8 protein-coding genes are annotated in these 18,374 nt (G+C 75.7%); 7 read left to right on the top strand and 1 reads right to left on the bottom strand.

Features of this window, described 5'->3' with window-relative positions:
- The first annotated feature begins 341 nt into the window (after window positions 1–341).
- On the top strand, window positions 342–1,529 hold the full coding sequence (locus tag ABT160_RS38985) for an acyl-CoA dehydrogenase family protein (protein ID WP_351653243.1): 1,188 nt from the start codon (window positions 342–344) through the stop codon (window positions 1,527–1,529).
- 11 nt (window positions 1,530–1,540) lie between these two features.
- A complete protein-coding gene (locus tag ABT160_RS38980; protein WP_351653241.1) occupies window positions 1,541–2,764 on the top strand; it encodes an acyl-CoA dehydrogenase family protein in 1,224 nt (407 codons plus the stop codon).
- Between the two features lie 111 nt (window positions 2,765–2,875).
- Here the strand turns inward: ABT160_RS38980 and ABT160_RS38975 are convergent, their stop codons facing one another.
- Window positions 2,876–3,901 (bottom strand): helix-turn-helix transcriptional regulator, encoded by a 1,026-nt coding sequence (locus ABT160_RS38975; protein WP_351653239.1) that lies wholly within the window; start codon window positions 3,899–3,901, stop codon window positions 2,876–2,878.
- 176 nt (window positions 3,902–4,077) lie between these two features.
- Here ABT160_RS38975 and ABT160_RS38970 point away from each other — a divergent pair, with 176 nt between their 5' ends.
- From ABT160_RS38970 to ABT160_RS38950, 5 genes are all read left to right on the top strand, one after another.
- Window positions 4,078–4,233, top strand: a complete 156-nt coding sequence (locus ABT160_RS38970; protein WP_351653237.1) for a hypothetical protein — start codon at window positions 4,078–4,080, stop codon at window positions 4,231–4,233.
- Between the two features lie 225 nt (window positions 4,234–4,458).
- Window positions 4,459–4,686: an acyl carrier protein gene (locus ABT160_RS38965; protein ID WP_351653235.1), complete on the top strand. Its 228-nt coding sequence runs from the start codon at window positions 4,459–4,461 to the stop codon at window positions 4,684–4,686.
- Window positions 4,687–4,718: 32 nt separating this feature from the next.
- Window positions 4,719–7,760: a non-ribosomal peptide synthetase gene (locus tag ABT160_RS38960; RefSeq protein ID WP_351653233.1), complete on the top strand. Its 3,042-nt coding sequence runs from the start codon at window positions 4,719–4,721 to the stop codon at window positions 7,758–7,760.
- On the top strand, window positions 7,757–14,233 hold the full coding sequence (locus tag ABT160_RS38955; protein ID WP_351653231.1) for a non-ribosomal peptide synthetase: 6,477 nt from the start codon (window positions 7,757–7,759) through the stop codon (window positions 14,231–14,233). The genes ABT160_RS38960 and ABT160_RS38955 overlap by 4 nt, the downstream gene beginning before the upstream one ends.
- Window positions 14,234–14,293: 60 nt before the next feature.
- Window positions 14,294–18,226, top strand: a complete 3,933-nt coding sequence (locus ABT160_RS38950) for a non-ribosomal peptide synthetase (protein WP_351653229.1) — start codon at window positions 14,294–14,296, stop codon at window positions 18,224–18,226.
- Window positions 18,227–18,374: the final 148 nt, after the last annotated feature.

Here is an 18,374-nt window from a genome sequence, read left to right as displayed (position 1 = left end):
GCTGAATTCGCGTTCCGCCGGAAATCGGCTTTCCGGTATTCCGAGGCGGTACGCCGTGGAGCGCTGGTCAATATGGTGCAGGGGCGCGGAGGGCCTGGGCAATGCACGTCGTGTCAAGTCAGGTCAAGGAGTGTCAGGCCAGGTCGACGGGGCTGTCACCGAGCTGACACGGTGTCCGGCCGCGTAAAACTTCGCTCATCCGTCCGATAATTCCGAGCCCTCGCCCGCATTGGCGCCCACGCTCGACTACGGTGACCGCATTCCCCGTGGACCCGTACTCATGTCCCCACGGCCAACGGGGGATATCGCGTACGTGAATTCAAGGACGTATGGGAGATCCGATGGTGCTCGCACAGCCCGAACTCCGTACGAACCCGGAGGCCGCGACCGGCCCCGGCGCCGATCCGCTCGCGCACGCCAGGGAGCTGGCCGGCCGCCTCGCCTGGCCGACCACGGCCGACCGGGACCGCGCACGCGGCTGGGACCCGGCGCTCTTCGCCCGACTGGCCCGCGCGAAACCCGGCCCCGGCCTCGCCGGACCCCTCGTCCCCGAAGCCCTGGGCGGCGGCGGGCGCACCGCCGCCGAGGGCCTGGCCCTGCTCGAAGGCCTCGCCGAGGGCTCCCGCGACCCCGGCCTCGCCCTGGCCGTGGCCGTCCACGCGGTCCTGGCCACCGTCCCCGTGCGCGCCCACGGCACGCCGCGCCAGCGCGAGCGCTACCTGCCCCGCATGGCCTCCGGCGAGTGGTTCGGCGCGGTGTCACTGCGCCAGACGCACGGCGGCTCCGTCGCCCCGGCCGTCACCGCGCGCCCCGCGACCGGCGCGTGCGGCGGCTGGCTGCTCACCGGCCGCCTCGACCTGGTGGCCGGGGCTCCGGTGGCCCACCACTTCCTGGTGGTCGCCGCACACGAGGGCGGCGGGCGCACCGCCTTCCTGGTGGACCGCGCCACCCCCGGCCTGCTGGTCACCGAGGACGGCCCGGCGGCCATGCACACCTGCCCGTGGGGCCGGCTCCAGCTCGACGGCGCGCACGTCGCCGACCACGCCGTCCTCGGCACGGTCGAGGGCGCCGCCACCGAGGTGGAGCCGCTGCTCGCGGTCCTGGACTGGGTGTACTGCGGCGCGCCCTGGCTCGGTGTGATGCGCGCCCTGGCCCGCGACGCCGTGCGGGCCGCGCGCGAGCGCGAGCTGTTCGGCCGCCCGCTCGCCCACGACCAGGCCACCCGCTTCGCGCTCGCCGACCTCGCCACCCAGGTCGAGCTCGCCGAGGGCCTGCTGCGCCAGACCGCCGCCCGGCTCGACGACGGCGGCGCGCTGCCGCTCCAGGAGGCCGCCGCCGCGCGGCTGTTCGTGGCGGGCGCGGCCCGCCGGGTCACCCGGGCGGCGGCCGATCTGACCGGACCGCTCGCCGACACCGGCGACGGCCTGGCCGAACGGGCGCACCGCGACGCCCTGTTCCTCTCCCGCACCGGCGGGGGCGCACAGGTGCTGCGCCCGGTCGTCGCGGCTTCCCTGCTCGGACTCGGCTGAAGGTGAGGATCATGACCGACCACGCACGCTCCGACGACGCCCGACTGTCCTTCCCCGGTATCGCCTCCCGGGCGGCGCGCACCGACTCCGAGGGCCGGATACCAGCCGCCAACTGGGCGGAGCTGGTCGACAGCGGCTACCTGCGGCTGTTCCACCCGGCGGAGGCCGGCGGCTCCGGGGCCGACGCGGACGCCCAGTTCGACGCCATGGAGGCGCTGGCCAGGGCCTGTTCGGGCACGTACTGGTCGGCGACGGTGTCCGGGCTGCTGTGCGGCAGCCTCATCGCCACGTACGGGAACCTGCGCGACCACGAGCGGCTGCTCCGGCCGCTGCTGTCCGGCGAGCACACGGCCTGCTTCGGCATCGTCGAGCCGACGGCGGGCAGCGACGCGAGCACCTACCGCACCACGGTCCGCCCGTCGGGACGGCCCGGCGGCGGGTACGTCGTCCGGGGCGAGAAGTCCCGCATCACCAATGCCCCCACGGCGGACGTGTCGGTCACCCTGGCCCGCCGCGAGAAGGGCCCGGGCGACGACGGTCCCGACTGGTGCCTGGCCTTCGTCAACCTCCGCCAGCCAGGCGTGCAGCGCTACGAGACCCCGCACATGGGGCTGCGCGCGATGCCGTGGGGCGGGCTGGTGTTCTCCGACGCGTACGTCCCCGAGGCGGACGTGATCCCGGTGCCGTTCCAGGCCCTGTCGGACGGCATGACGTGGGGCTGGCTGCTGGTGTCGATCGCGGCGATCGCGACTGCCGAGGCCGCGCTGACGGCGTCGGTGCGCCACGCCCAGGAGCGGGTCTCGTTCGGCCGCCCGCTCGCCCACATGGAGGGCGTACAGGCCCAACTGGCGGACTCACGTGCCCAGTTGGACGCGGCGCGGGTGCTCGCGCGGCGGGCCCTGCGCGAGCGCGCGGCGGGCAGCCCGGCCCGCCAGCTGATCGGCATGCTCAAGGTGTACGCCACCGAGCTCGCCGTGGAGATCGCCCAGCGGGCGGTCCAGATCCACGGCGCGTTCGGCGTCACCCAGGGCCACGAGGTGGAGCGCCACTACCGGGACGCCCAGATGAACGTCATCGGGGCGTTCGCCTCCAACCGGCTGCGCGAGCAGCTGGCCGAGGGCCTGGGCCTGGGTCCCGCCGTCTACCAGCCCTTCGACTGGCTGGCCCCGGCGGGCCTGCGCCATCACCCGGTGAGCCTGGACGGCGGGCCGCGCACGGTACGCGCGGTGGCGTGACGGGCGGGGCCGAAGCGATGGCGTGACGGGCGGGCCGGCGCGGTGGTGTGACCCGACGCCGCGAGCGGCCCGCGCCGGGGGTCCGTTCCGGTGCGGGCCGCGCGCCTCCCGTCAGCCGCCCGCGCCTCCCGGCGGCACGTCCCCGGAGTTGTCCAGGATGTTCCTGGCGCGGGTCAGGTAGCCCGCCTGGAAGCGGCTCTCGGCGCCGAGGAGTTCGAAGAGGTCGGCCACGTACTTGCGGCAGGTGCGCAGCGAGATTCCGAGCCTGCGCGCGATCGTCTCGTCGCGCAGGCCCTGGCTGAGCATGGTGAGGATGGCCAGCTTGATGCCCTCGCGGACCTCCCCGTCGGGCAGCGCCGGGCTGTAGGGCGTGCCCATCTGCCAGTTGCGGTCGAAGGCCGCGCACAGGAAGGCCACCGTGGAGGGGTCGCGGATCACCGCGGCCCCTCCCTTCACCTGTGCGTGGGGCAGGAAGACCACCTCCCGGTCGAAGGCGATCATCCGCCCGAACAGCTCGGTGAGCGTGCGTACTTGGGCCCCGGCGGCGGTGGCGCGCTCGACGTACTCCTGGGTGGGCGCGTGGTGGCGCGAGGTGTGCTGGTAGAGCGTGCGCATCCGGATGCCGCGCCCGATCATCGCCAGGTCGCGGACGATCGACTGCTCCAGTTCGGCCGCGGGGCGGCCGCCGCCGGGCTGTGAGGTCATCACCTCCAGGCGGCAGTTGCCGCTGGCCTCCTCCAGGAGGGCGATGACCTCGGGCAGGGACTCCACGACCTCCAGGGACACCGTGCGGGCGCCGTCGTGGGCGCCCGTGGCGTAGAGCGCGTTGAGCGAGTCGACGGTGTCCCAGAGGGTGAAGATCCCGGCCAGGCCGCGGCGGAAGCGGGACTCGGCGGCGGCCACTTCCGCGCTGGCCGCCTGGGGGTCCAGCGGGCGCCAGGCGCCGGGTGGCCCGTCGTCCCCGGTGCCGACGGGTCTGAGGAGCGGGACGGCGGACAGCGTCTCCACCGCGCGCGCGACCCGTTCCTGGGAGAGCCCGAGGCCGACGGCGGCGTCCGGGACCGACAGCGTGCCGTGGGTGACGGCCCAGCCGTAGACCTGGACGTCCTCGGCGCGGAGGGTTTCCAGACGAGCCATGATGTCCGCTTTTGGCGTAATAGTCACTCTTGCCTGCCCTGCAGCTTGGTGTAGGGCATCATGATGCGGCCTCCGTGGCTGGACCACGACCCCCTGAAAACCCAAAACTTGAGGAACGAGGGAACGGCGGTCGAGCCGCTTTCCGAAATCCATTCACCACAGCACGGGGGACCACCATGAACAGCAGGGGAAAGAAGTTCGCGGTATTCATCGCCGGAATCACCGCGGCCCTCGCCGCCACCTTGGCCTCCACGTCGGCCGTGGCGGCCGACCTCCCGGCCGCCACCAGCGGTTCTGCCGCGGCGCGGCTGGACGACACCGGCTGGAGCTAGTCGCGCCCCACCCCGCCCCCGCCCGGACCGCACCGATGTGCAAAGGGAATTCAAAAGGGGCCCGCGCCCCGGTGGCGGCAGATTTCACACAGCGTTAACGATCGCTTCGCACCCGTTCACACGGAGAAACAAGAAGCGGCCGTGCCACGCCCATGAATAACCTCTTCCCCAGAATACGGAGTACTTCAGGTGTCTGTGCTTGACGCATCCGCAGAGCACGTCGACGTGGCCGAGATACGTGCCCTCTTCACCGAACTGCTCGGGGCCGACGTCCCCGGCGACGGCTCCTTCATCGGCCACGGCGGCGACTCCTTCCACGCGGTCGTCGTGGTGTCCCGGATCGAGGAGCGCTGGGGCGTCGAGGTCGACTTCCTCGATGTGCTCGACTCCACGCCCGACACGCTCACCGCCACCGTCAACACCGCCCGCGCCGCCGCCCGGACCCGGGCCTAGGACCCGAGCGGCCCCGCCGCCGAGCCACCACCATGAACCGATCACTCGCCCACGGCCCCGGCCTCCCCGTCCCCGACGACGCCACCGCCCACCGCGTCCTGCTCGCCACCGCCGCCCGCACCCCCGACGCCCCCGCGCTGCGCACCGCCGCGGGCACCCTCACGTACCGCGAACTGGTCGCCTCGGCCGGTGCGGTGCGCGCGGAACTGCTGCGCCGCGGCGTGCGCCCCGGCGACCACGTGCCCGTGCTCGCCCGCCCCGGCGGGGCGTTCGTGGTGGCCGCCCTCGGCGTGCTGCTCTCCGGCGCCGCCTACGCGGCCGTCGACCCCGCGTGGCCGGCCGAGCGGCTGTCCGGCGTCCTGGACGACCTGGGCGCCCGGCTCGTGCTCGACGCGGCGGGCGCCGGTCCCGGGTCCGTGCCGGACGCGCTGCCCCTCGTACCGCTGCCGGCCGCTCCCGCCCCTGACGACGATGCGAACGGGTGCGTCGACGTCGGAGCCGACGCGCCCGCGTGCGTCTTCTTCACCTCCGGCTCCACCGGCCGCCCCAAGGGTGTCGCCGTGCCGCACCGCGCCCTGGTGCGCACCTTCCTGCACGGCGGGTACGCCGACCTGGGCCCGGACACCGTGATGCCCCTGGTCGCCGCGCCCTACTGGGACGCGGGGGCCCTGGAGGTCCTCGGCCCGCTGCTCAACGGCGGCTGCGTGGTCGAACCGCCGCGCACCCCGCTCGACCCGGCCGGCCTGCGCCGCCTCGTCTCCGGGTACGGCGTGAACACCCTCTGGCTCACCAGCTCCCTGCTCAACCTGATCGTCGACGAGGACCCCGGTGCCTTCGCGGGGCTGCGCCAGGTGATGACCGGCGGCGAGCGCCTGTCGCCCGCCCACGTGGCCCGGTTCCTGGCCGCGCACCCCCGGGTGCGCCTGACCAACGGCTACGGCCCCGTCGAGTCCATGGTCTTCGTCTCCGCGCACGACGTCACCGCCGCCGACCTCGACGAGCCCGACGGCATCCCGGTCGGCACCGCCGTGCGCGACACCCTGCTCGCCGTGGTCGACGCCGACGGCGCGCTCGTCCCGCACGGCGAGGCCGGGGAACTCCTCGTCGGCGGCGGGGGCCTCGCCCTGGGCTACCTCGACCGCCCCGAGGAGGACGCGCGCCGCTTCACCTCCCTGGACGTGCCCGGGCGCGGCCCCGTGCGCGTCTACCGCACGGGCGACCTGGTCCGGATGGCACCCGGGGGCCGCCTGTCGTACGTGGGCCGGGCCGACCGGCAGTTCAAGGTGCGGGGCTTCCGCGTCGAGCCCGGCGAGGTGGAGCGCGTGCTCGGCCGCGTCGCCGGCGTCGAGGAGTGCTTCCTGCTCCCGCTGTACGACGCCGGGGGCACCGTCACCGGCACCGCCTGCGCCTACACCACCGGGCCCGGCGGCTCCCCGGCCCCGGACCGGCTGGCCGCCGCGGGCCACGCCCTGCTCGCCGCCTACCTGCGGCCCGACCGGTACGTACGGCTGGACACGGTGCCGCTCGGCCCGACCGGCAAGGCGGACCTGCGCGCCGTCGAGGCACTCGTACGCCCCCGGCCACCGGCCGAGGAGCCCGTCGCCCCGGGCAGCTCGCCCGCGCTGCGGGCGGTCCGCGAGATCCTGGCGCACCCCTCGCTCGGCGAGGACGAGGACCTGCTCGCCCTCGGCGCCCACTCGCTCCAGGTGCTGCGGATCGCCGCCCGGCTCTCCGGCCTGCTCGACCGCGACCTCTTCGCGCCCGACGTCTACCGGCACGCGACGGTCCGCGCCCTGGAGGAGCTGGCCGCGCGCCGCCCCCGGCGGCGGGAGGAGGAGGCGTCCGGCGACGTCAGCGGTCGACTCTCGCCGGGGGAACGCCGGTTCTGGCTCGCCGAGCGCCTGGCACCCGGGGCCCCCGGCCACGTGGCCGTCAGCCGGATCGACGTCACCGGGCCGCTCGACGCCGACCGCCTCGAGGCGGCGCTGACGGCGGTCGCGGCGGCCCACCCCGCCCTGCGCACCACCTTCCCCACCGACGGCGGCCGGCCACGGCGCGCCGTGGCCCCGCGCCCCGCGCCCGTCCTCCTCACCCGCCGGTCCGCCGACGACACCACCGGGGCGGCCCTCACCGCCGAACTGGCCGCGTCCGTGCACGACCTGGCCCGCGGGCCGCTCCTCGCGGCCGGACTGCTCACGCACGCCGACGACCGGCACACACTGCTCCTCGCCGTCCACCACGCGGTCTACGACGGCCACTCGGAGCAGGTGCTGCTCACCGACCTGGCCACCGCGTGGGCGGGCGGCACGCCCTCCCCCGCACCGGCGCCCCCGGTGACGGGCCGCGCCACGGACGTCGAACGCGACTTCTGGCAGGGCGAGTTGGCCGGGTTGCGCCCGCTCGACCTGCCCGTCCCCGTCCCCGTCCCCGCCATGCGGTCCCTGTGGACCACCCCGGTCGCCGAGCACGCGATCGCGCTGCCCGACGGGACCGGCCCCCGGCTGCACGCGGCGGCCGCCCGCCACCGCACGCCCGCGCTGACCCTGCTCATCGCCGCCTGGTGGCGGACCCTGTCCACCTGGACCGGGCAGCTCGACCTGGCCGTCGGCACCGTCGTCGCCGACCGCGACCCGGCCCACGAGCGGACCTTCGGCTACCTCGCCAACGGCGTCCCCGTCCGGATCGCCGGACCGCCCGGCACCGGCGGCGCCGAGCTGGTCGCCCTGGCCGGCGACCGGCTGCTGCGGGCCCTGGCGCACGCCGCCCTGCCCACCGACGAGATCGCCGCCCTGGCGCCCCGGCCCGCCGCCGGACGGATGCCCCTGTACCAGACGGTCCTCGCCCTCCAGCGGGTCGGCGCCCCGGTGCGCCTGGGCGGGGCCGTGCTGCGGCCCCGGCCCGCGCCGCCGCTCGGCCCGCAGGCGGAGCTCGTCGTCGAGCTGTGGGAGGACGGCGACGCGCTCACCGGAGCCCTGCACGCACCACGGGGGCTGCTGCCGGACGCCACCCACGCCCTGCTGACCGACCTGTTCGCCTCCGAGCTGGACCAGCTGCTCACCAAGGACCTGACATGACCGACGAGTTCACCGACGGCACCACCCGCGAGGCGACCCACCCGTCCGGCGAGGACGCCCCCTTCCCGCTCACGTACACCCAGGAGCGGATGTGGCTGGAGGAGCAGCTGCGGCCCGGCGGCACCGCCTACCACATGCCGGTGGTCTCCCGGGTCTCCGGCCCCCTCGACGTCGCCGCGCTCCGGCGCGCCGTGGACGGCGTGGCGGCCCGGCACTCCGCCCTGCGCACCGTCTTCGCCGAGGCGGACGGCGCCCCGGTCCAACGCGTTCTGCCCTCGGTCGAGTTGCCGGTGGCCGTCCTGGACCTGCGGGCCGAGGACGATCCGGAGGGGGCGGCGCGGGCGGCCGTGCTCGACGAGGCCCGGCGCCCCTTCGACCTGGCGGCGGGCCCCCTGCTGCGGTTCCTCGCGGTGCGCACCGCCGACGAGGAGCACCTGCTGGTGGTGACCGCGCACCACCTCGTCTCCGACGGCGCCTCGTTCGGCCTGCTCTTCGCCGAACTGTCCGAGCGGTACGCCGACGCCCATGAAACCGGCACTCCCTGCTCCCATGAACCCGGCACTCCCCGCGCCCGTGAACTCGACTCCGCCGTGGGCCAGTTCGCGGACTCCGCGCGCCGGGAGCGGGAGCAGCCGGAGGACGGGCTCCTCGACTGGTGGCAGGAGTACCTCGACGGCGCGCCGCGCACGCTGGAGCTGCCCGCCGACCGGCCCCGCGCGCTCGGCGGCCACCGCGCCGGGGCCGAGGTCCGCCGCGCCCTCTCCCCCGCTCTCAGCGAGGGCGTGCGCGAACTGGGCCGGACCCAGCGGGCCACCTTGTTCATGACCGCGCTGACCGCCTTCGGCGTGGTGCTCGGCCGGCAGACCGGCCGGGACGACCTGCTGGTCGGCACCCCGGTCTCCAGCCGCCGCGCCGCGGAGCAGCGGACCCTGGGCTGCTTCCTCAACTCGCTCCCCGTACGCCTGGACCTGTCCGGCGGCCCGTCGTTCGCCGACCTCGTCGCCCGGGTCAAGCGCAGCGCCCTGGACGCGTTCGGCCACCAGCGCGCCCCGCTGCACCGCCTGTCCGCCGACCGCGCGCCGGGCGGGGACGGCGGCCGCGGCGGGCCGGTGCAGGTGTTCTTCAACGTGCTGCCGCCCGCCGCGCCCCTGGAGCTCGCGGGCTGCGCGGTGGAGCAGCTGCCGTTCCCCGGGATCGACGCCAAGTTCGACCTGACCCTGTACGTCTCCGCCGAGGGCGGCCGGATCGTCCTCGACGCCGTGTACGACTCCGGCCTCTTCCTGCCCGAGCGCGTGGCGGACCTCCTGGAGCAGGTGGAGGCGGTCCTCGCGCAGGCGGTCGCCGACCCGGCCCGCCCGGTCGCCGCGCTGTCCCTGGCCACCGGGCGCGCCACCGCGCTCGCCCCCGGCCTGGACGGCGCCCTGTCCGCCTCCTACCCCGGCTCCGTCCCTGAGCGCCTGGACGAGCACGCCCGGCTGCACCCGGAGCGTCCCGCGCTCGAAGGGCCCGGGCGCACCTGGACGTACGCGGAACTGGCCGCCGCGAGCGCGTCGGCGGCGGCACGGCTGCGCGCCCTGGGCGTGGGCCCCGGTGACGTGGTGGCCGTGCACGCCGACCGCTCCCCGCTGACCGTGCTGGCGCTGCTCGCCGCGCTGCGGGCCGGGGCGGCCTTCTCGGTCCTCGACGCCTCCTACCCCGAGGCCGAACTGGCCCTCAGAGCAGCCGAGTTGAAGCCCGCCGCCTGGATCGAGGCGGCGGCAGGCCGCAGTACGGCGGCCTTCGCGACCGCTCCGGTCCTCGCGCTGGACGGCCTGGACCGCCTGAACGGCCCGGACCGCCCGGACCGCCCGGACGGCGATCCGTTCCCCGGCGGCGAGGTGCCGGCGGCGCGCCCCGCCGCCGACGACCCGGCGTACGTGGCGTTCACCTCCGGCACCACCGGGCGGCCCCGCCGGATCCTGGGCGCGCACGGCCCGCTGGCGCACTTCCTGGCCTGGTACGCCGAGGAGTTCCGGATCGGCGCCGGGGACCGCTTCTCGGTCCTCTCGGGCCTGGGGCACGACCCGTTCCTGCGGGACGTGCTCGCCCCGCTGTGGGCCGGGGCGACCGCCGTCCTCCCCGGCGCCGACCCGCGCGACACCGGGGCGCTGGCCGCGTCGCTGCGCGAGGACCGGATCACCGTCGCGCACCTGACCCCGGCCCTCGCCGCCGCCCTGGCCGACGCCGAGGGCGCCGACGGCGGCGGCTGGCCGGAGCTGCGGCTCGCGGGCTTCGGCGGCGACGTGCTCACCCACGGCACGGTCCGCGCCTGGGCCGCCCTGGCCCCCGGCGCCGACCTGCTCAACCTGTACGGCGCCACCGAGACCCCGCAGGCCGTGTCGGTCCACCTGGTCCGGCGCGGCGGCGAGCCCGCGCCGGACGGCGAGGGCCCGGTGCCGCTCGGCCCCGGCATCGACGAGGTCCAGCTGCTCGTGGTCGCCGGGGAGCGGCTCGCCGGGATCGGCGAGCTCGGCGAACTGGTCGTCCGTACACCGCACTTGGCCAGGTACGCCGACGTGGTCGACGGCTCCGGGTTCACCGCCCTGCCCTTCGCCCCCGGCTCCGCCTACCGCACCGGGGACCTGGCGCGGCTGCGCCCGGACGGCCTCTTCGACCACGCGGGGCGCGCCGACGACCAGGTGAAGGTGCGCGGCTTCCGCGTGGAGCCCGCCGAGGTCGAGGCGGCCCTGACCGGTCTCGAAGGGGTACGCCGGGCCGTGGTGCTGGCCGAGCCCGAGCCGCACGGCGGCCACCGCCTGGTGGCGCACCTGGTGACCGGCGGCGCCCGGCCCGACCTGGGCGCGCTGCGCGCGGCGCTGGTGGCACGGCTGGCGGAGTACAAGGTGCCGTCGGCGTTCGTGGTGCACGACGCGCTGCCGCTGACCGCCCACGGCAAGCCGGACCGGTCCGCGCTGCGCGCGCGGGGCCGCGAGGAGAGCGCCGTCGGCGGGTACGTCGCGCCCCGGGGCCCGCTGGAGCGCGAGCTCGCCGGGATCTGGCGCGAGGTGCTGGGCCTGGAGCGGGTGGGCACGCGGGACGACTTCTTCGCCCTGGGCGGCCACTCGCTGCTGCTCGGCCGCGTGCTCGTGCGGGTGCGCCGGACGCTGGGCGCCGAGCTGTCGCTCGGGGACCTGTTCCGGCACCCGACGATCGCCTCGCTGGCCGGGCTGGTCCGGGACGCGGGCTTCGACGGCGGGACCGGGTCGGCGCAGGAGGTGCCGCGCGGCCCGGTGGACGCCCCCGCACCGCTGTCGTGGACGCAGGAACGGCTCTGGCTGGAGGAACAACTGCGGCCCGGGGACGCCGCGTACAACATGCCGCTGGTGCTCCGGCTACGCGGGCCCCTGGACGCGGACGCGCTGCAGGCGGCCGTCGACGCGGTGGTGCGCCGCCACGCGGTGCTGCGCACGGGCTTCGCCCTGGAGGACGGCTCGCCGGTGCAGCGGGTGACCCCGGGCGCCCGGGTGCCGGTGCGCGCCCGGGACCTGCGCGGGGCCGCGGACCCGTCGGCCGCCGCGCTGGCCGCGGCGATGGCGGAGACCAAGGAGCCGTTCGACCTGGCGGCGGGTCCGCTGCTGCGGGCGCTGGCGCTGCGGACGGGCGAGGACGAGCACCTGCTCGTACTGACGGTGCATCACATCGTGTTCGACGGCTGGTCGTTCGGCGTGCTGCTCGACGACCTGTCGGCCGCCTACCGCACGGCCGTCCGGGGCGGTGCGCCCGACCTGGGCACCGGCCTGCAGTTCACCGACGCGGCCCGCTGGCAGCGCGAGACGCTCGACGGGCCGCCGCTGGAGGAGCTGGTCGCCTGGTGGACCGGAGAACTGGCGGGCGTGCCGACCGTCCTCGAACTGCCCACCGACCGCCCCCGCCCGGCCGTGCAGGCACATCGCGGCGCCCGGCACCGCCTGGCCCTCGGCCCTGAACTGTCCACGCGGATAAGGGAGTTGTCGCGCGAGCGCGGCAGCACCCTCTACCTGACGCTGCTCTCCGCCTTCGGCGTGGTCCTCTCCCGCCACACCGGCCAGGAGCGCCTGCTCGTGGGCACCCCGGTCGCCAACCGCGAGCGCGCCGAGTTCGAGGACCTGGTCGGCTGCTTCCTCAACACCGTGCCGCTGGCCCTGGACCTGCGCGGCGAGCCGGACTTCGGCACGCTCCTGGAGCGGGTCACCGGGCACGCGCTCGCCGCGTTCGAGCACCAGGGCGTGCCGTTCGCCAGGCTGGTGGCCGCGCTCGCCCCGGAGCGGGACCTGTCGCGCAGCCCGCTCACCCAGGCCCTGTTCGCCCTGCAGAACGTGCGGCTCGGCTCCTTCGACGCGCCCGGCGTCACCAGCGAGCTGGTCGAGGTGTCCGAGGCCAACAGCCAGTTCGACCTGGCGCTGCGGATGCTGGACGACGGCGAGGAGGTCATCGGCTGGCTGGACTACGACACCGACCTGTTCGACGCGGAGACCGCCGAACGGCTCGCCGGTCACCTGCTGCGCGTCCTGCGGGCCGTCACGGAAGCGCCGGGGACCCCGGTGGCGGCCGTCGACCTGCTCGGCGCGGACGAGCGCGACCGGGTGGTCGCCCGGTGGAACGCCACCGACGCCGACTGGGACCTGGAGCGCACCCTGACCTCGCTCCTGGAGGAGCGGGCCGGGCTCGACCGGGTCGCGGTGCGCTGCGGCGAGGAGCAGCTGACCTACCCCGAGCTGCACCGCCGGGCCAACCGGCTCGCCCACCACCTGCGCGACCTGGGCGTCGGCCCGGACGTGGTGGTCGGCGTGCACCTGGAGCGCTCGGTGGAGCTGATCGTGGCCCTGCTCGCGGTCCTCAAGGCAGGCGGCGCCTATCTGCCGCTGGACCCCGGGTACCCGGCCGGACGACTGGAGTTCATGCTCGCCGACGCCCGGGTGCCGGTCCTGCTCACCGGGCCCGGCACCGACACCGCCGCACTGGCCGGCGACGACGTCACCGTCCTGGTCGTCGACGCGGAGGCGGGGGCCGGGCGGCCGGACCACGCGCCCGCGCCGCTCGCGGGCCCGGACCACCTCGCGTACGTCATCTACACCTCGGGCTCCACCGGCCGCCCCAAGGGCGTGCAGGTGCCGCACCGGGGGATCGTCAACCGGCTGCTGTGGATGCAGGACGCCTACCGGCTCGACGCCTCCGACACCGTGCTGCAGAAGACCCCGATCAGCTTCGACGTATCGGTCTGGGAGCTGTTCTGGCCGCTGCTCACCGGTGCCCGGCAGGTCCTCGCCAAGCCCGGCGGCCACCGCGACCCCGACTACCTGGCCCGCCTGGTCCAGGACGAGCGGGTGTCGGTCTGCCACTTCGTGCCGCCGATGCTGGACACCTTCCTGTCGGCCGCGCCCGCCGGGCGGTGCGCCTCGCTGCGCCTCGTGGTGTGCAGCGGCGAGGCACTGCCCGCCGAGCTGGCGCGCCGCCTGCACCTGGCCCTGCCCGGCGCCGCGCTGGAGAACCTGTACGGGCCCACGGAGGCGTCCGTGGACGTCACCCGCTGGTCCAGCCGCCCCGGCTGGGACCGGCCGAGCGTGCCGATCGGGGCGCCCATCGCCAACACCCGGGTGTACGTGCTCGACCGGCTGATGGCGCCCGTCCCGATCGGGGTGGCGGGCGAACTCCTCCTCGGCGGGGTGCAGTTGGCGCGGGCCTACGGCGACCGGCCGGACCTGACGGCCGACCGGTTCGTGCCCGACCCGTTCGGCGCGCCCGGTGCCCGCCTGTACCGCACGGGCGACCTGGCGCGCTGGCGCCCGGACGGCACCGTGGAGTACCTGGGCCGCATCGACCACCAGGTCAAGGTGCGCGGCTTCCGCATCGAACTCGGCGAGATCGAGGCCGCGTTGACCGGACAGGCCGGGGTCGGCCAGGCGGTGGTGATGGTCCGCGAGGACGCGCCGGGCGACCGCAGGATCGTCGCCTACCTGACCGCCGCGCCGGGCGGGGCCGTGCCGGGGCGCCCGGAGCTGCGCACGGGCCTGGGGCGGCTGCTGCCCGAGCACATGGTGCCGAGCGCGTTCGTCGTCCTGGACCGGCTGCCGCTGAGCCCCAACGGCAAGGTCGACCGCGGGGCACTGCCCGCCCCCGAGGCCGGGCGGCCCGCGGGCGCGGAGTTCGTCGCCCCGCGCGACGCGGCCGAACGCACGCTGACCGGCCTGTGGCAGCAGGTGCTGCGGCTGGACCGGGTCGGCGTCACCGACAACTTCTTCGAGATCGGCGGCGACTCCATGCACGCCGTCCGGGTCGTCGGCCTCGCCCGCGAGCAGGGCCTCGACATCCCGCTGACCGAACTGTTCGCGCACCAGACGGTCGAGGCGGTGGCCGCATGGCTGGCCTCGCGCACCGAGCGGGTCACCGAGCGGCGCCAGGTCGCCGCCTTCGGCCTGCTCTCCGCGGCGGACCTGGCCAAGCTCCGCGCCAAGTAACCCGTTCCCGAGCGTCCTTGCCAGACCGTCCTTGCCAGAACGTTTTTGAGAGGCACCGCAATGAGCCACGGCGAGATCGTCGACGCCTACCCCCTGACCCGGCTGCAGTCCGGCATGCTCTACCACAGCCTGCTGGACGGCCGCACGCCCACCTACCACGACATCTCCAGCATCCGCATCGCCGGCCGCTTCGACGAGGAGGCCCTGCGCGAGGTGTTCGCGGGCGTGGTGGCCCGCTCCGACGTGCTGCGCAGCGGCTTCGACCTGAGCAACTTCAGCGCGCCGATGCAGCTGGTGCACTCCTCCGTACCCACCCCGCTGACCGTCGAGGACCTGCGCGGCCTCGACGAGCGGGAGCAGACGGAGCGCACCGACCGCTGGACGGCCGCGGAGAAGGCCACCCCCTTCGACCTCTCGCTCGCCCCGCTGCTCAAGCTGCACGTGCACGTCCTGGCGGACGACGCCTTCCAGCTCAGCCTGAGCTTCCACCACGCGATCCTGGACGGCTGGAGCCTGTCCCTGGTCACCTCGCAGCTCCTGACCGGTTACGACGCCCGGCTCGCCGGACGCGTCGAGGAGGCGGTGGAGCCGGTCACCCGCTTCCGCGACTTCCTCGCCCTGGAGCAGGAGGCGCTGACCAGCACCGCGGCCCGCGACTTCTGGGCCCGCACGCTGGCCGGCGCCGAGTTCACCGGCCTGCCCCGGCTCGCGGAGGAGGGCCTGGCGTCCGAGCGGACGGCCCGGGTGTACGAGGTGCCGCTGCCGGCCGGCCTGACGGCGGGGCTGCGCGCGGTCGCCGCCGGGGCCAGGGTGCCGGTGAAGTCCGTGATGTTCGCCGCGCACGCCCGGGTGCTCTCGCTGCTGTCCGGCGCCACCCGCGTCGTCACCGGACGGGTCAGCAACGGCCGCCCGGAGACCGCCGACGGCGACCAGGTGGTCGGCCTGTTCCTCAACACGCTGCCGCTGGTCGCCGACGTCGCCGGGGTCAGCTGGAACGAGCTGGCGCGGCAGATCCACCGCCAGGAGAGCGAGGCCCTGGAGCACCGGCGCTACCCGATGGCGCAGCTGCTCCAGGACCTGCAGCGGCCCGAGCTGTTCGAGACGGTCGTGGACCACCGCAGCTTCCGCAGCTACGACATGGCCCTGGAGCACACCGCGGTCACCGGCGGCGCGTTCTTCGAGCAGACCAACTTCCCCTTCACCGCGAACTTCGGCACCGACCCGGCCACCGGCGAGGTCAACCTGCGCGTCAACTACGACGCCGCGCAGTTCTCCGCCGCCCGGATCGCCGAGATCGGCGGCTACTACAGCTCGGCCCTGGCCGCCCTGGTGGCCGACCCGGACGCGCCCGCGCACTCCGCCCAGCTGCTCGGCGCCGAGGCCCTGGAGCGCCTCGCCGGGCAGTGGGGCGCCACCGCCGTCGAGCGGGAGCCGGGCGCCACGCTCCCCGCACTGCTCGCCCGGCAGGCCGCGCGCACCCCGGACGCCGTGGCGCTGCGCAGCGGGCAGGACGTGCTGACGTTCGCCGAGCTCGCGGCCCGCTCCAACCGCCTGGCCCACCACCTGCGCGCCCTGGGCGTCGGCCCCGACGTGCTGGTCGGCGTGCACCAGGCCCGCTCGACGGAGCTGGTGGTGAGCCTGCTCGCCGTGCTGAAGGCGGGCGGCGCGTACGTACCCCTGGACCCCGGCTACCCGGCGGACCGGCTGGAGTACATGCTGGCCGACGCCCGGGTGTCCGTACTGCTCACCGACCCGGACCTGGCGGGGACGCTCGACCCGGCGGGCGCGCACGTGCTGGCCGTCGACGCGGCGACCGCGGCCGGCGCCCCCGAGGACGACCTGCCCCCGGCGGCGTCCCCCGACCACCTCGCGTACGTCATCTACACCTCGGGCTCCACCGGCCGCCCCAAGGGCGTGCAGATCCCGCACGGCGCGCTGCTGAACCTGCTGCTCTCCTTCGGGCGCGACCTGGGGATCGGCGAGGCGGACCGGCTGGTGGCGGTCACCTCGCTCTCCTTCGACATCGCGGGCCTGGAGGTCTACCTGCCCCTGATCACCGGCGCGGAGCTGGTCCTCGCGCCGGACATCGCGGTCGACGGCCCGCGGCTGCGCGCCTTCCTGGAGGACAGCGGCGCCACCCTGGTGCAGGCCACGCCGTCCAGCTGGCGGCTGCTGGTGGAGGCGGGCCTGGGGGCCGACCCCGGGCTGCGGGTGATCTCCGGCGGCGAGGCGCTGCCCCAGGACCTGGCGGGCGAGCTGACCGCGCGGTTCCCGGTGGTGTGGAACGCCTACGGCCCCACCGAGACCACCATCTGGTCCTGCCTCCAGCGGGTGCTGCCCGAGGCGCCCGTCACGCTCGGCGGACCGATCGACAACACCCGGGCGTACGTCCTGGACGCGTCCTTCGCCCTGGTGCCCGACGGCGTGGCGGGCGACCTGTACCTCGCGGGCGACGGCCTGGCCCGGGGCTACCTGGGGCGCGCCGGGCTGACCGCCGACCGCTTCGTGCCGGACCCGTTCGCCGCCGCCCCGGGAGCCCGGATGTACCGCACCGGTGACGTGGCCCGCCTGCTGCCCTCCGGCGAGCTGGAGTTCCTGGGCCGCTCCGACCACCAGGTCAAGGTGCGCGGCTTCCGCATCGAGCTGGGCGAGATCGAGTCGGTCCTCGCCCGGCAGCCCGGCGTGGGCCGGGTCGTGGTCGTGGCCCGCGAGGACCAGCCGGGCGCCAAGCGCCTGGCGGCCTACCTCACGCCCGAGGGCGAGGCGCCCGCCGCGGCCGACCTGCGCGCCGCCGTGGCCGCCGCGCTGCCCGAGTACATGGTCCCCAGCGCCTTCGTGGTCCTCGACGCCTTCCCGCTCACCCCGAACGGCAAGGTGGACCGCAACCAGCTGCCCGCCCCGGGCCGCGAGGAGACCGCCGCGGGCGAGTTCGTGGCCCCGCGCACGCCCACCGAGGAGGCGCTGGCGGAGGTGTTCCGCGACGTGCTCGGCCTGGAGCGGGTGGGCGTCACCGACCCGTTCCTGGAGCTCGGCGGCGACTCCATCTCCGCGCTGCGCGTGGTCATGCGGCTGCCGGACCTCACCGACGTGGAGGTGCCGGTGGCCGCCCTGATCGAGGACGGCACCGTGGAGAAGCTCGCCCGGATCATCGACGGGGAGCAGGAGGTGCGGGCCAGTGTGGTGGTGCCGCTGCGCACCACGGGGAGCCGGCCGCCGGTCTTCTTCGTGCACCCGCTGGGCGGCAGCGTCTTCAGCTACTCCGAGCTGGTCGAGGTGCTCCACCCCGAGCAGCCCTTCTACGCGGTGCAGGCTCCCGAGTACGCGGGCCCCGACGTGCCCCGCCCGGAGAGCGTGGAGGAGATCGCCGCGCTGTACCTGTCCGAGATCAAGAAGGTCCAGCCGGAGGGCCCGTACTACCTGGGCGGCTGGTGCATGGGCGGCATGGTCTCCTTCGAGATCGCCCGCCGGCTCCAGCTCGCGGGCGAGGAGGTGGGCATGCTCACCATCGTCAGCGCCAGCATCGACGACCCGGTGCCGCCGCGGTACGTGACGTCCGCGTCGGCCGCGATCCTGGGCGCGTTCGGCCACAAGCTGCCGACGACCGAGGCGGAGCTGGAGGCCCTCGACGAGGAGGCCCGCCTGCGGTACGTCATCCAGCTCACCCGGGGCACCGACGACGAGCGGGCCGACGCGGCCACCATCGAGGACCTGCGCCGGCTGGTGGGCCTCTACCAGCGGCACGCCCGGGCGCTCATCACGTACCGCGACACCCCGCGCGAGCCGTTCCACGGCGACGTGCTGCTGATCCGCGCCGAGACCGAGCTGTTCACCGGCTGGGACTTCGGCTGGAAGCGGCGCGTGGACGGCACCCTGCTCATCGACGAGTCGCCCGGCAACCACTTCTCGATGCTGGAGCGCCCCAACGTGCCCAAGGTCGCCGCCCGCATCGAGGCCGCCGCGGCGGGCCGCCCCAGCGGCATCCCCGCCGAGTAGTACGCCCCCCACCCCGCGCCCGACCGGGGCCGGCCGCGCAGCACGCCCGGCGGGGCCCCCCCCCCCCCCCAAGGGGAGCGCCGCGGGGGGGGGAAGAGTGTGAATGCGGAGGGGGAGATCAAGGGGGGGGGCGGAGCGGAATAAAGGG

Origin of the sequence: Streptomyces sp. NPDC001941 (genome assembly GCF_040296945.1) — a bacterium.
Lineage (GTDB): Bacteria > Actinomycetota > Actinomycetes > Streptomycetales > Streptomycetaceae > Streptomyces.
This window is presented reverse-complemented; position numbering and strand designations above follow the sequence as displayed.